We start from the raw sequence: 15,715 nt of genomic DNA, 5'->3' as shown, positions 1-15,715 counted from the left end.
TGAAGCACCGTTGCCAATAGCATTGTGCTTCAAGGCAATCCTCTCCAATAAAGTGAATCAGACTGCCGATTCATTGCATTAAAAAAGAGATGCACCCATGGCATCTCTGTGTATACATTTTTTTATAGGGCACTTATATTGGCTTTTTTCATTTGTACAGGACCTAATCCACGTGGTAATTCTATGTTTTCACGTGTTTGCGCATTCAAAGCTTCTGCAATATAATCTGCCGCAATATTCGGATCCAAGTTACCGCATGTATAGACATCAATGCTCGCATAGCCGTGTTCTGGAAAACTGTGAATCGTTAAGTGTGATTCAGAAATGATGACAACCCCGCTGACTCCTTGTGGAGCAAATTTGTGAAAGGCAACTTCTCGTACCTCTGCACCTGATTTCAAAGCAGCGTCAACAAAAATCTTTTCAATTAAATCGATATTGTTCAGTTTTTCAAAGTCACAACCCCAAAGTTCAGAAATGACATGTCTACCCATTGTTTCCATAGTGTAAGCTGTTTCCATATTAAGCTTCCCCCTTACCATGATTTAAAAATAAGTTCTGATAACTACCACGGGGGAAAGTTAGTCCAAAGAGGTCCTAACCCTTTAAGTAGCCATCATGCAAACTGTTTTGAAGAAGTTCACGATTCATAGTATATATGGTTTGAATTTTTTTTGCAACTCCAAATTGAATTTTTGGAAAGATAAACTTTATATGTAATGGGGATATAGCGAAGGTTCCAATGTGGAGCAAATTCCGTCTTTTTTTATTCAGTGCCATAAAGCAGCCGGGAATTCATGGATCACTGCATGAAAAATAGCCCGCTAAAAAATTTTAGCAGGCTCGGATTTTTCATTTTATTTTACTGATAATTCGACTTCGGACATTTTTTTCAACTCGGAGCCAACCAATTTTACAAGGTCCACTACACGGTTGGAGTAACCCCACTCATTATCATACCAAGCAAGGACCTTCACTTTCCTGTCCCCGATCATCATCGTTGTCAATCCATCGATGATTGCAGAGTGTGGATTCGTTTTGAAATCACTGGAAACTAAAGGTTCCATCGTGAATTCCATGATTCCTTTGAGTTCATTTTCTGAAGCGTCGATGAAGGCTTGGTTCACTTCTTCAATCGTGACATCACGGTTCAAATCCACAACAAGATCGACTAAAGATACGTTTGGTGTCGGTACGCGTATCGCCATTCCATGAAGTTTGCCTTTTAATTGCGGCAACACTAGTGAGATGGCTTTTGCAGCTCCTGTAGTCGTAGGAATCATGCTTTCCGCAGCGGCACGGGCACGTCTCAAGTCTTTGTGCGGGTTATCGATATTATTTTGATCATTTGTATAAGAATGTATCGTTGTCATTAAACCGTTGTTTATGCCGAATTTTTCATCAAGCACTTTTGCAACAGGTCCAAGGCAGTTCGTTGTACAAGATGCATTGGATATGACGAAATGCTTGTCAATTTCCAGCACCTCCTGATTCACTCCCATTACAATGGTAACGTCTTCATTTTTACCCGGGGCTGATAATATTACTCTTTTTGCTCCTGCGTCTAAATGAAGAGCCGCTTTAGAACGATCATTGAATTTGCCAGTGGCTTCAATTACAATATCTATGTTCATCTCTTTCCAAGGCAATAGCTTTGGATCGCGGTTATTTATTAGTTTTACTTGGCGGCCATTCACTACTAGTGAATCATCTTCAGCTATAATGATACCGTCGAATTTACCATGTATCGTATCATATTTTAGTAAGTGTGCTAAAGTTTCAGCTGGATAGCTTGCATTTATGGCAACAATGTCCAAACTCTCGTCTAATATGGCTTTTCGGAAAACCATTCTTCCAATTCTCCCAAATCCGTTAATCGCTATTCTTGAATTCATTGTTCGGACCCTCCAGAAATATTAGTGTTATACTTATTACCTTTCACATGTAATTAGTATAACATAATTCAGAGGAATTGTGCTAATAAAAATGCGGATTGTTTTATTTTTTCAACATAAAAAGAAGAAACCGGACGGTTTCTTCTTTTTATCATGATTATATGACATACCATTCGCTAAGTATGGCCTTCACTTGCCGCTTCGTTTCATTAATGTCACCATTATTATCGATGACAGCATCCGCTAAGGCCTTTTTATCGGCCAAGGGCATTTGCGAATTGATCCTGGCAAGTGCCTCCGCCTCCGAAAGACCATTCCTATTCATTAATCGCTTCAATTGTACTTGCTCATCCACATAGATCAAAAGCGTCTTATCCACCATGAATGTCAGCTTGCTTTCGAATAGGAGCGGAATATCCATGAACACCGTTTCTTCTCCTGATGATAGTGCCGCTTCCGTTTTCAGCCGCATCCAATTCCTGACGGCAGGATGCACGATGCCATTCAACAGCAATCTCTTTTCTTGATCATTAAATATGATCGACCCAAGCTTTACGCGATCTATATTCCCATCCGTCAATAAGATATCTTCTCCAAATGCTTTCACAACTTGGTGATAGGCTTCTTCACCTGGCTCAACGACAGCACGGGAAGCCAGATCTGCATCGACAATCGTGAATCCGAGTTCCTGTAAATAGAGGCTGACGGTGCTTTTCCCACTGGCAATGCCTCCGGTGATTCCGATGATTTGTCCCATAAGCTCCCCCCTTTTAACCTTATCATAACTTGAATAAACCGATGATGATCAATAATACACCTGGGAGAAAGGTCAAATGCTGAACAACTTTATTATTTGAAAGCAATTTTCCGCTTTGAATTCCGCTCCAAATGAAAATCGAACTCATAACAGCGATGCACCCTGCGAGGATGATCGGTGAAATCCCGATCATAGCCGCTCCAACTCCGGCCCCGAACGCATCCAGCGAAAGTGCAAACCCCAGAACAAGCGCTTCAACGCCTGTTATCGTACCTGATTTATCAAAATCGGCATTCAATGGTTTTTGTAAAATATTAATGACTACCCCAAGTGATTTAATTTCAAAATTAAAGATGATCTTTTCATGATATCTATCATCTTTCAAATCCTTTTCAGGCTTAAAATACTGGTATACCATCCAGGCACCAAGAAAAATGAGGATGATGCCGCCTGTTTTTTCAGCCGCCCCGATAGATATGAGCTGACTGATGAATTGTCCGATGACCATCGCTATACCTAAACTCAATGCAGAACAAAATGAGATGACCGCTATTGACCTTAAGGGGATTTTCATCTTCCGCATACCGAATGTCAAACCGACGCCAAATCCGTCAATACTAACTGCAAAAGCGAGAAAAATAATTTGTAGCCACATCGGAATATTACTCCTTCCCTACTCGTTGCTACCCTAGTATATGGAAGGAGCCCATCCGATGTGTTTGAATAAACATGACCTATTTTAGCGGCTGGCATGACGGGCAAATATGTGTGCCGCGTCCTGCAACAACCAGTTTTTCAAGTGGCGTGCCGCATGTTTTGCAGTTCTCGCCTTTTCTTCCATAAACATTCAGTTCCAACTGAAACATGCCGATTTGCCCTTGGGAATTAATGTATGAACGAATCGTGCTTCCGCCTTTTTCCACAGCTTCACCTAACGTCGCAATGATTTCAGCATGCAACGTTTCGATTTCCTGCAGCGAGAGTGAAGATGCCATTCTCTCCGGATGGATACCGGAACGGAATAACGACTCGTCCACATATATATTCCCAATCCCGACGACAACGGTTTGATCAAGGAGAACGGGCTTGATTTTCCTGTTGGTTCTTGCCAACTTCGCACGAAGACCTTCGACAGTAAAATCTTCGGATAACGGTTCAGGCCCTAAGTGTAACAGGGGCAACTGTTCAAATTCTTCCCCTTTGGCAAATAGATGCATTGTTCCGAATTTCCGGACATCCCTGTACCGAAGTTCACTGCCATCAGTGAAAGTGAAGATCACATGGGTATGCTTATCATACGGCTCTTCTTTTGGATGAACGCCGTATTTCCCTTCCATTCTTAAATGCGAAACCAGCGAATAATCATCCAAGGTGAAAATGAGGAACTTGCCCCGACGGCCTATTGCAGAAATCGTCTGCCCCCTTAAGGCATCCTGAAACTGTTCGACAGGCTCAGGCGCTTTAATGATCTTTGGCCAGAAAACGGACACTTCCTTAATCTCTTTTCCGAGTACGAGCTGCTCTAACGTTCTTCTGACTGTTTCCACTTCTGGAAGTTCTGGCATTGCAATCACCTATCTTTTATTATTTGGCATCAAACCATGTTGGCCCGAAAGCATAATCCACTTTAAGGGGCACGTTCAATTCAATGGCATTTTCCATTTCCTCCGGAACGATCACTTTAAGGATTTCGAGTTCCTCAGGAGGGGTTTCAAAAATCAATTCATCATGAACCTGTAGAAGCATTCTCGTTTTGAGCCCCTCCTTTTTCAGGCGTTTATTCATGTTGATCATGGCAAGCTTGATGATATCAGCGGCACTGCCTTGAATCGGCGTGTTCATCGCTGTCCGTTCGGCAAAACTCCTGATGTTGAAATTCCTGCTTGTTATCTCAGGTATATATCGCCTTCTTTGCATCAGAGTCGTGCTATATCCTTTTTGACGGGCCTCATGTATGCTTTCTTCCATATATTCCTGAACACCTGGAAAGCTTCGTAAATACTTCTCGATGAACTCTCCAGCTTCTTTTCTCGTGATTCCAAGACTTTGCGATAGTCCGTAATCACTTATACCATAAACGATTCCGAAGTTGACCGCTTTGGCATGGCGCCTCATGTTCGAGGTGACTTGATCTGCCGATACATGGAATACGTCCATGGCTGTCCTTGTATGGATGTCCATCCCGGCCTGGAATGCTTCCACCAATCCGCTGTCATTGGCGATATGCGCCAGGACACGTAATTCGATCTGGGAGTAGTCGGCAGCAAAAATGATCCAATCCTTTTCGGAAGGAATGAAGGCCTGCCTGATTTTCCTTCCTTCTTCCAGTCTGATCGGGATATTCTGGAGATTGGGATCTGTAGAACTTAACCGGCCGGTCTGGGTCAATGCTTGGTTGAACCGGGTGTGCACCTTGTCCGTTTTGCCATTGACCACTTTAAGCAATCCTTCAATGTAAGTGGATTGCAGCTTACCAAGCTGGCGATACAGCAGTATTTCCTTAACGATATCATGCTTGCTCTCCAGTTTTTCCAGCACATCGGCTGAAGTCGAATAACCTGTTTTGGTTTTCTTCATGACCGGAAGCTCCAACTTTTCAAACAGGATGGCCCCAAGCTGTTTAGGTGAATTGATATTGAACGCCTCTCCAGCCAATTCGAAAATTCGCGCTTCGATATTTCTTAAGCGAATGGCTAATTCCTGTCCCATGTTTTTCAGTCGGCCTATGTCCACCTTGATTCCCTGCCATTCCATATTTGCCAGGATGATCGACAAGGGCAGCTCCAGTTCCGTAAATAGGTGATACTGCTCGAACTCTTGCAGCTTATCTATCATCGGTTCTTTCAGAGAAAAGATCGCCTTCGATTTTCTGGCGATATGCTCCCTCAATTCCGCTTCCTCAGGTATTTTGCGTTTTGCACCTTTTCCATAAAAAACATCATCTGTTTCAAGCCGGATAGTACCTTGGGTTTTCGTGATTTCTGCGACTTCGTCCACTGACTCTGCCGGATCAAGGATATAGGATGCCAAAAACACATCAAAATCGATGCCTTTTATTTCGACTCCCCGATGACGCAGTGCCACGACCGTACGCTTCGCATCGAAAACCGTTTTCTTTTTTGTTTCATCCTCTGCCCAGGATTTAAATGCATCGGAACTCAGAGCATCCTCTCCATTGAAGTAAAAATGACCTTGTTCATTACTGATGGCAATCCCTATTATATCGGCTCGATGATAATTATCTTCTAAAATTTCAACATACAAGGCACTTTCATCTGCAAACATTCCTTCTGTCATTTCAGCAGTGTGCACCTCTATCTTCTCCTGTTCAAGCGGTGCGCTTTCCGTTACATCCAATTTATCGAGTAAAGTCGAAAAACCAAGCTCCTTATAGAATGAGATGACCCGATCCTGATCCATGCCAGTGTACTCGGTCTCGTTAACGGAAACTTCAAGCGGCGCTTCCCTCGTTATCGTAGCCAGCTCTTTGCTTAATAAGGCCAGGTCTTTATGTTCTTCAATTTTCTCTTTCAATTTTTGTCCGCTTACCTCATCAATCGACTGCAGAAGGTTTTCAACCGTTTCAAATTGATGCAATAATTTAAGGGCAGTCTTTTCACCAACACCCGGAATACCGGGGATATTGTCGGAGGAATCTCCCATCAGCCCTTTTAAATCAATGATTTGCAAAGGGGTTAGACCGTATTTTTCATGTATATGCTTTGGAGTGTATTCCTCAATTTCAGTAATCCCCTTTTTCGTGATGGAAACTGTCGTACTAGGGGAGGATAATTGCGTTAAATCCTTATCACCGGAAATGACCTTCACTTCAAAACCATCTTTTTCCGCTTGTAAAGACAGCGTACCGATAATATCATCGGCTTCGTAGTTCTCCAGTTCATACCTTTTTATTTGAAAACAATCAAGCAGCTCCCGAATGAAAGGGAATTGCTCGGATAATTCTGGCGGCGTTTTTTGGCGCCCCCCCTTATATTCTTTAAATGATGCATGCCTGAATGTCGTTTTACCCGCATCGAATGCCACAAGTATGTGCGTTGGCTTTTCTTCTTCAAGAATGCGGTTGAGCATCATGGTGAATCCGTACACGGAATTCGTATGGACCCCCTTATCATTATTCAAGAGCGGAAGCGCAAAAAACGCACGGTATGCAATGCTGTTTCCATCTATGAGCACTAGCTTTTTATCCAAATCCGTCTTCCTCCAGTCATACAGGTTTATGTAGTTATAGCTTCTATATAAAAACGCAAAAAGCCGTTCATTTTCCTTCTCTATTCTACCATGAGTAGAAGCGGAAAGAAAAATGACGGCATCAAGGTTATTTAGTATTTCCCATCAACAAGCTGGCATAAGGGGAATCAGAAGGCAGAACGATGACCGTTTGATCTCCAATCGTTTTCTTGTAGGATTCAAGAGTCCGGTATAGTTTATAAAATTCGGGGTCTTTGGAAAACGATTTATTATAGATTTTCGCTGCTTCCCCTTCCCCTTCTGCCCTGATCACTTCTGCATCAGCCTCCGCAGTAGAAAGCAGTTCCTTCACTTTCCGATCGGTATCCGCAATGATACGGTTTTTCTTCGCATCACCTTTGGACAGGTATTCTTGCGCTTTCGATTCCCGCTCGGAAATCATCCTCTTGAAGACGGATGCTTCGTTTTCGGAAGGCAGGTCAGTCCGCTTGATCCGGACATCCGTCAAGCTGATTCCATAACTGTCCTTTTGCAGCAAATCGTTGACTTTTTCGGTTATGCGGTCGTTTAAACTTCCCCTGGATGACTTCTCATCATTGATGATCTCATCATAATTCAGCTGGCCCAGCTCTGAACGAACTGCCGAATAGATGAACTCTTCCATTTTCGTTTCGGCATTCTCAAGTGTCCTTGCATTTGTAATCAATTTCTTCGGATCTTCTATTCTCCAAACTGCATAGTTATCGATCAGCATCCGTTTTTTATCTTTCGTATTGATTTCCGCTTCGGAAACATCGGAAGTCATCTGATACTTCGGTAAGGTCATGATACTCTGAATGAATGGCACCTTCGCCTTCAATCCCGGAGTCTTATCGATCCTTACCACCTCACCGAATTGGCGGACGACCTTGTATTCGCCCTCTTTGACGATATAGACATTGGTGAAGATGATTAGCAGCAGCACGATGAAAATAATCAGGAAAATGCCGATTCTCACATAGCCCCTCCAATGAAAATCCCCTTTTTTCAACTCAGAGAAATCTATTATTTTTCCACTCATTGTTTAGTGCCCCCTTCCCCTGTCGCTTTTTCTTCCGATGCATTCCCTTTTTTTGTTTCTTCTTCAGGTATGGCGGCTTCATCAGTGGCAGGAGTTTTTTTCGTTTCCTCCTTTTCAAGCGAGCGAAGCGGCAAGTACTTCATTGTGTTTCCATCATCATTCATAATATAAATCTCAGCATTCGGCAATACTTCCTCAAGGGTCTCAATAATTAGACGGTCCTTCGTAATTCCCTTATTGCCTTTATACTCACTGAGTAATTTTTCAAAGACCGCTACATCCCCGCGGGCAGCTTCCGTACGGGCAGCTTTATCCCCATTGGCCTGTGAAATGATGGCATCTTTTTCCCCTTCAGCTTCATTCATACGCTTATTTTCATATTTATCCGCTTCGTTAATTTTCGTATTCGCCGTTTCACGGGCATCCGTTACATTGGTAAATGCTTTCCGCACTTCTTCATTCGGTAACTCCACGTCCTGGAGTTTAACCGCAGATATGGAAATCCCAACATCATACTTCTCCATTAGCTGTGACAATAAATCGCGTACATCCGCTTCGATTTGCGCTTTACCAGATGTAAGGGCATCATCGATTTTCGTGCTGCCGATTATGCTCCGTAATGCAGCTGAAGTCGTATCGTATAATATTTTTTCTGGATCTTCTGCATTGTATAGATATTTTGGAGGGTCGGTGATTTTCCACTGAACGACTAGGTCGGCCAGCACAATATTTTCATCACCCGTAATCATTTTGGTCTCACTCGGGTAATCCTTCACCTCTCCATCCTCTTCCTTATATCCAAATTTAAGACTGAATGTTTCTTTGGATAATTTCTCGACCGATTGAATCGGCCAAGGCAGTTTAAAGTGAAGTCCTGGTTCCGTTATCGTCTCCTCCACTTTACCAAACGTCATTATGACAGCTTGATCGGATTCATCAACCGTGTACCAGGTCGATATCGCCACTACACCCAAAATTAAAATAAGAAAGACAAGTCCTGTAATTGTATATATCCTTTTTAAGCTAACGATATGTATCACCCCTTCTTTGCAGTTATATCTTATTTACGCAAGAAAGGGCCTAAAGTTTCATAAAAATCAAATATTTTCCCAGAAAAATAGGATAGATGAATGGTATCCGGGGAATATAGCAAAATTAAAAGACAGAGACCATGTCTCTGCCTAAGTTTTAAGGTTTGTACGATTTGAACGTTGATTGCAACTTAGACGCTATTCCTACAGGAGTTTTGTCTACCTGTTCCAATCATCTTGTTTTAAAATTTTGGTTGAACTACAAAATAATCAAACAGAGACTATGTCTCTGTCAATGTTTAACTCCTTGGATGAGGGGTTGTACAACCATTGTACCCCTGCATTATGAAGTCCGTTTTAAGGAATTGTAAAGGACATGTAAATAAAATGCCCGCTACATTTTCCCTTTTAAGCTTTTATTTAAAGTGACTGTAAAAGTCGTCCCTGTTCCAGGTGTGCTTTCCACGTTGATTTTACCTTTATGGACTTCTATTATATGCTTGACGATTGCCAGTCCAATGCCTGTTCCTCCTGAATCGCGGCTCCTCGCCTTATCGATCCGGTAGAACCGTTCAAAGATCCTTGGCAGTTCTTTTTCTTCGATGCCGATCCCGTTGTCTTGAACTGTAATATCGACGGTCTGTTCATTTTCAATGATGTCAACGGTGACCCTGCCGCCATTTGGTGTATAGGTCAATGCGTTCGTAATCAAATTGATGAAAACCTGTTTGATCCTGTCAGATTCCCCTTCAATGAAAACTGGTTCCGGGGATGTTTTAATTTCAAGGGATACTTCTTTTTCCCTCAGCTTGCCTATAAGCATCTCTTGTATTTCGCCAAGCACTTTCGTAATATCCACGACCCCTGCGTTTAAAACGAATTCCTGCTGCTCCATTTTGGATAAATTCAGCAGCTCCTGAATGAGTTCTTGCAGCCGGTCACTTTCTTTCAAGATAATCGATAAAAAGTGCTTTAAGGTCTTTTCATCTTTTAAGGCTCCATCTAACAATGTTTCAGAGAAGCCTTTAATGGAAGTGATCGGAGTCCTCAATTCATGGGACACATTGGCCACGAAATCCTTCCGCATCTGCTCGAGCCTTTTCAATTCGGTGATATCATGGAAAATGAGGAGGATCCCCTTCCATTCGTCATGATTCCCGATTATTGGAGCGCCGTAAATCTCAAAATGCTTTCGTTCTATGGCAAGCGGTATCTTCACCTGCCGTTTTATCGTTTTTTCCGTTCGAAAGATTTCTTCGATGATGGCTATCACTTCCTGGTCTTTAATGACCGAATAATATTCCTGAAACAAAAACGTGGCGGCGTTCACACGGAAGCTTTTCTTGAATTCCCGGTTGATCAAGGTCGTATACCCTTTACTGTCTATCAGCAAGACCCCGCTACCGATATTCTCAACAAGAGTTTCCAAACGATCCTGATTCATTTCCCTCGCTATCTCTGTTTCCTGAAGATTCCTCGCCAATATGTTCAAGGAAGTTGTCAGCATTCCCGTTTCATCGGAATGCCTCCCGAATGTCCGGGTTCCGTAATTCCCTTTTGCCAGTTCAATGGCTGCCATCGTCGCCTCTTCGATCGGACGGGTATAATATGAAGTGATTTTACTCGCAAGCATCAGGATGATGATCAAGGCAACCCCTAAACAAATGATTAATATTTGCCACATTTGTTTATTCACTTGATGGATGGCCTCTATTTCATTGCTATGGACGACAAAGCCTTCGATCTCGCCGTCCTTTTCAACCGTCTTCCAATAATAATGGAGGTCCGATTCGCCTTCGACCACTTCATACCCTTCCCCATTCTTAAGCCCTTTTTCCAAAGTTATTTTGCGAAGGACATTGGCATGGCTTTTAAGTATTTCATTGGATGATGTCGAATCGTATAATATTTCCCCACTCGTGGAAAGAATGGTTAAATTAGAATCTAAAAGGGGTGTCAGTTTTGCCGTCTTCCCTTTTTCCAAAAAGGACTCGATCCCGCCATGCTCCTTAATATATGTAGAAATGAAAAATGTTTCGTTCTGTATACGCTCATTGAACGTTTTAATATAATAACTTTTGAACAAGTGCCCTAATAAAAAGCCCACGGCCATCAGGACGACCATCACCAATGTGATGAGGGTATATAAGAGCTTTTTACGATAGGTCGTCATTCTTTTTTAGGCTCCTCAAGCTTATACCCCAAGCCCCTTATCGTTTTAATATAGAGTGGTTTTTTTGTATCTTTCTCTATTTTTTCACGAAGATGGCTTATATGGACATCGACGATCCGTGAATCTCCCGCGAAATCATAATTCCATACCGCACTGAGAAGTTGATCCCTGGTCAGCACTCTTCCTTTATTCTTCGCCAAATATAAAAGTAATTCAAATTCCTTTGGAGTCAATTCTAATTGCTGTTCATCAAAGAATGCTTCGTATCGTTCCGGGAACACTTTCAATTCCCCTAATTTCAAGAGACCCTCTTCTTGATCCTGACTTGACTCACTTCCGTTCGATTGCAACTGGGATCTTCTTAAAATGGCTTTAATCCGGGCCACTACCTCCCTGGGACTAAATGGCTTGGTCAAGTAATCATCCGCCCCCAGTTCCAGTCCCAGCACCTTGTCAAATTCATCGTCCTTAGCTGTCAGCATCAAGATCGGTATATTGATTTTTTGCTGGCGAAGCTGCTTACATACTTCAAGCCCGTCCATTTTAGGCAGCATCAAATCCAATACCACTAAATCAGGTCGTATATCCACGGCAGCCTCCAGCCCTTGTTCTCCATCCAAAGCTGTGATCACCGTATAACCTGATTGTTCTAAATTGTACTGAAGTAAGGTAACTATTGATTGCTCATCATCCACTACGAGAATTTTCTTTGACATTAGATCCTCCTGAATTATGTATTACCCAAAAGACCAATTTATTGGTCTACTCATCCAATTCCATTATAAAGAATATTATATGAAATTTACACATAAAAAAACGGAAATAAAGTTATTCCTATCTTCAGCAGGCAGATTATACGTTCCAGGGTTCTTTTGAACGGATTAAAAAACTGCCCGGAGTCGGAATAAGGCGCCTTGGCCTTTTCTTCCAATATCCGGGCAGTCCGATTATGATCTTTTATTGAAGGACTTGCATGACTGCTTTAACTGATTCAACAGATTTTGAAAGTGCCGCTTTTTCGCTTTCAGTCAAATCAAGTTCGATGATTTGTTCAATGCCGTTTGCACCAAGCACAGTCGGCACTCCAAGGTAGATGCCTTCAAATCCGTATTCACCTTCGAGATAAGCGATTGACGGAAGAACGCGACGTTGATCTTTAAGGATCGCTTCAGCCATTTCCACCAGGGATGCAGCCGGTGCATAATAGGCGCTTCCGTTTCCTAGAAGGTTTACGATTTCCCCGCCGCCAGTGCGGGTACGAGCCACTATTGCTTCTAAACGATCTTGAGGGATCAATTTTTCCAAAGGAATTCCGCCTGCATAAGAGTAACGCACTAGAGGAACCATATCGTCTCCGTGTCCGCCAAGTACGAATCCAGTTACATCTTTAACGGATAAGTTTAATTCTTGAGCCACGAAAGTGCGGAAACGAGCTGTATCAAGAACACCTGATTGTCCGATAACGCGTTCTTTAGGGAAACCGGATTCTTTGTATACAGTATAAGTCATTGCATCTACAGGGTTAGTCAAAACGATGATTGTTGTATTAGGGGAATATTTAACGACTTCTTTAGTTACTGATTTCATAACTTTTTGGTTAGTTTGAACTAAGTCGTCACGGCTCATGCCGGGCTTACGGGCAATTCCGGCAGTGATGATCACCACGTCGGAATCAGCTGTTTCTGCATAGTCGGATGTACCGATGATGTTAGCATCGAAACCTAGAACAGGTCCTGCTTCCGCCATATCAAGGGCTTTACCTTTTGTAGGGTTTTCAGCTTGCGGAATATCAACTAAAACGATATCACCAAGCTCTTTTTGAGCTGCCAGGAATGCTGCTGTAGCGCCAGTGAATCCAGCACCTACAACTGTGATTTTTTTACGTTTAGACATGTTATTTCCTCCTTAAAATATATAAATACTTTTGGAATACTTTTAACATCCTCTGAAAATATATATAAGCCTCCTGGAAAAGCAGCCCGTTCAGGCACTTTTCCAGAAAGCATATAATAAATTATTTAAGGTTTTTGATAAGCTCGTCAGCGAACTCAGAACATTTAACTTCCGTTGCACCATCCATTAGGCGGGCAAAGTCGTATGTAACAACTTTAGAAGCGATTGTTTGTTCCACTGATTTAGTGATGCTGTTTGCAGCTTCGTTCCAACCAAGGTGCTCAAGTAAAAGAACGCCTGAAAGAAGAACTGAAGATGGGTTAACTTTATCAAGACCAGCATATTTAGGAGCCGTTCCGTGAGTTGCTTCGAAGATGGCATGTCCAGTTTCGTAGTTGATGTTTGCTCCTGGAGCGATACCGATTCCGCCAACTTGTGCAGCTAATGCATCAGAAATGTAATCTCCGTTCAAGTTCATTGTTGCAACAACATCAAACTCTTTAGGACGAGTCAGGATTTGTTGTAAGAAGATATCGGCAATGGAATCTTTAACGATGATTTTGCCTTCAGCTTCAGCAGCAGATTGTGCTTTGTTAGCAGCTTCAGTGCCTTCAGCATCTTTAATTTTGTCATATTGGTTCCATGTGAACACTTTATCGGCGAATTCTTGTTCAGCAACTTCATAACCCCAAGTTTTGAATGCACCTTCAGTGAATTTCATGATGTTACCTTTATGAACAAGCGTTAATGATTTACGGCCTTCTTTGATCGCATAGTTAAGTGCAGCGCGAACAAGACGTTTTGTACCTTCTTCGGAAATCGGTTTAATTCCGATACCTGAAGTTTCAGGGAAACGAATTTTTTGAACACCGAATTCATTTTGAAGGAATTCGATTAATTTCTTAGCTTCGTCAGAACCTTTTGCATATTCGATACCAGCATAGATGTCTTCAGTGTTTTCACGGAAGATGACCATGTCAGTGTCTTCTGGACGTTTAACTGGTGAAGGTACACCATCAAAGTAACGTACTGGACGAAGACATACGAATAAGTCCAATACTTGACGCAATGCAACGTTCAATGAGCGGATACCGCCACCGATTGGAGTTGTAAGAGGTCCTTTAATAGCGATTAGATATTCGTTAATGACATCAAGAGTTTCTTGTGGAAGCCATTCGCCCGTTTGGTCAAATGCTTTTTGTCCAGCTAAAACTTCTTTCCATTCGATTTTCTTTTCGCCATTGTAAGCTTTTTCAACTGCTGCGTCTAAAACGCGGGATGCTGCAGCCCAGATATCAGGACCGATTCCGTCTCCCTCAATATAAGGAACGATTGGGTTGTTTGGTACGTTAAGAACACCGTTAGTAACTGTGATTTTTTGGCTTTGTGTCATGTCTCTTACCTCCGATTCAAATTCAAAGGTTAGATGGCCTGCCATTAAATAAAGCAGAACCACTAACCTTTTTTACTCACATCTATTAATTTACTACAAATTCGATGAAATAAAAAATGATTTTCGAAAAAACTTTTAATTAGCGGTTTTCAATCGGTACATATTTTTGCATACCTGGTCCAACATACTCTGCACGCGGACGGATAAGGCGGTTGTTTGAATATTGCTCAAGGATATGAGCGATCCAGCCTGAAGCACGGCTTACAGCAAAGATTGGTGTAAATAGGTCATGCTCGATGCCTAAACTGTGGTATACGGAAGCAGAATAGAAATCCACGTTCGGCGGAAGATTCTTTTGACCGGTTACGATTTCATTAATTTTGATGGACATATCATAATATTGCGGTTGTCCAGTAAGTTCAGTCAGTTTTTGTGACATTTCTTTAAGGTGTTTAGCACGAGGATCACCTTTACGGTAGACACGGTGGCCAAAGCCCATGATTTTTTCTTTATTGGCTAATTTTTCGTTGATATATGGCTCAACGTTATCAACTGAACCAATTTCCGTAAGCATTTTCATGACTTGTTCGTTAGCCCCGCCGTGAAGTGGGCCTTTTAAAGCGCCGATGGCAGCAGTTACACCAGAATAGATATCAGCTAATGTAGCCACACAAACGCGTGCAGTGAATGTAGAAGCGTTTAATTCATGGTCAGCATGAAGAACCAATGCTTTGTTGAATGCTTCTTCTTCGATTGCCGTTGGTTCATTACCGCTTAACATATATAAGAAGTTAGCAGCAAAGCTTAAATCTGTACGTGGAGCAACAGCTTCTTTCCCTTGACGGACGCGAGCGAAAGTTGTTACCAATGTAGGGATTTTTGCTTGGATGCGGATTGCTTTACGATAGTTAGCTTCGTCACTCATTACATCTGCTTCTTCATCATAAAGACCAAGAAGGGATACTGCGGTGCGAAGAGCTCCCATTGGATGTACTTTATCAATTGGGTATGTTTTGAAGTGATTAACCACTTCAGCTGGAATTTCAGCATTTTCAGCAAGTTGTTTAGTTAATTCTTCTAGTTGGCTTTTGTTCGGAAGAGCTCCGTGCCATAAAAGATAGATTACTTCCTCGAATGTTGCGTTCGAAGCCAAATCATCGATGTCATAACCTACATACGTTAATGTGTCATCGATAATGGAGCTTACTGATGAAGTTGTTGCTACCACACCTTCAAGACCTTTTGTTGCTGTCATACTAAATCTCTCCTTTTCCTAGATATTCCCCTATGCCCTTGCTATTAGC

General features: G+C 42.2%; 13 protein-coding genes. All 13 read right to left on the bottom strand.

The window, feature by feature from the left end; all coding sequences use genetic code 11:
* Positions 1 to 122 precede the first annotated feature (122 nt).
* A complete protein-coding gene (gene speD, locus AC2YHV_RS00135; protein ID WP_034311443.1) occupies positions 123 to 503 on the bottom strand; it encodes an adenosylmethionine decarboxylase in 381 nt (126 codons plus the stop codon).
* Between the two features lie 354 nt (positions 504 to 857).
* Positions 858 to 1,895, bottom strand: a complete 1,038-nt coding sequence (locus AC2YHV_RS00130; protein WP_057276696.1) for a glyceraldehyde-3-phosphate dehydrogenase — start codon at positions 1,893 to 1,895, stop codon at positions 858 to 860.
* 157 nt (positions 1,896 to 2,052) lie between these two features.
* Positions 2,053 to 2,652: a dephospho-CoA kinase gene (gene coaE, locus AC2YHV_RS00125; RefSeq protein ID WP_063575506.1), complete on the bottom strand. Its 600-nt coding sequence runs from the start codon at positions 2,650 to 2,652 to the stop codon at positions 2,053 to 2,055.
* Positions 2,653 to 2,674: 22 nt separating this feature from the next.
* Entirely contained in the window at positions 2,675 to 3,307 is a 633-nt protein-coding gene (ytaF, locus tag AC2YHV_RS00120; protein WP_034309090.1) for a sporulation membrane protein YtaF, read from the bottom strand.
* A 79-nt stretch (positions 3,308 to 3,386) separates the two neighbouring features.
* A complete protein-coding gene (gene mutM, locus AC2YHV_RS00115) occupies positions 3,387 to 4,217 on the bottom strand; it encodes a DNA-formamidopyrimidine glycosylase (protein ID WP_063575505.1) in 831 nt (276 codons plus the stop codon).
* 19 nt (positions 4,218 to 4,236) lie between these two features.
* Entirely contained in the window at positions 4,237 to 6,861 is a 2,625-nt protein-coding gene (gene polA, locus AC2YHV_RS00110) for a DNA polymerase I (protein WP_487372365.1), read from the bottom strand.
* Between the two features lie 127 nt (positions 6,862 to 6,988).
* Positions 6,989 to 7,921 carry a protease modulator HflC gene (gene hflC / locus AC2YHV_RS00105; RefSeq protein WP_187049854.1) on the bottom strand — a complete coding sequence of 311 codons (933 nt, stop codon included), beginning with the start codon at positions 7,919 to 7,921 and terminating at the stop codon, positions 6,989 to 6,991.
* Positions 7,918 to 8,952: an FtsH protease activity modulator HflK gene (hflK, locus tag AC2YHV_RS00100; protein ID WP_057277068.1), complete on the bottom strand. Its 1,035-nt coding sequence runs from the start codon at positions 8,950 to 8,952 to the stop codon at positions 7,918 to 7,920. The genes hflC and hflK overlap by 4 nt, the downstream gene beginning before the upstream one ends.
* Before the next feature lie 394 nt (positions 8,953 to 9,346).
* A complete protein-coding gene (gene pnpS / locus AC2YHV_RS00095; protein WP_057276701.1) occupies positions 9,347 to 11,125 on the bottom strand; it encodes a two-component system histidine kinase PnpS in 1,779 nt (592 codons plus the stop codon).
* A complete protein-coding gene (locus tag AC2YHV_RS00090; RefSeq protein WP_057276702.1) occupies positions 11,122 to 11,841 on the bottom strand; it encodes a response regulator transcription factor in 720 nt (239 codons plus the stop codon). Before AC2YHV_RS00090 ends, pnpS begins: the two co-directional genes overlap by 4 nt.
* Positions 11,842 to 12,082: 241 nt before the next feature.
* Positions 12,083 to 13,018: a malate dehydrogenase gene (mdh, locus tag AC2YHV_RS00085; protein WP_278090124.1), complete on the bottom strand. Its 936-nt coding sequence runs from the start codon at positions 13,016 to 13,018 to the stop codon at positions 12,083 to 12,085.
* 121 nt (positions 13,019 to 13,139) lie between these two features.
* Positions 13,140 to 14,456 carry an NADP-dependent isocitrate dehydrogenase gene (gene icd / locus AC2YHV_RS00080; RefSeq protein ID WP_255256669.1) on the bottom strand — a complete coding sequence of 439 codons (1,317 nt, stop codon included), beginning with the start codon at positions 14,454 to 14,456 and terminating at the stop codon, positions 13,140 to 13,142.
* Positions 14,457 to 14,550: 94 nt separating this feature from the next.
* Positions 14,551 to 15,666: a citrate synthase gene (gene citZ, locus AC2YHV_RS00075; RefSeq protein WP_063575501.1), complete on the bottom strand. Its 1,116-nt coding sequence runs from the start codon at positions 15,664 to 15,666 to the stop codon at positions 14,551 to 14,553.
* Between the last annotated feature and the right edge of the window lie 49 nt (positions 15,667 to 15,715).

The organism is Peribacillus sp. SRI_006 (assembly GCF_057586375.1).
This window is presented reverse-complemented; position numbering and strand designations above follow the sequence as displayed.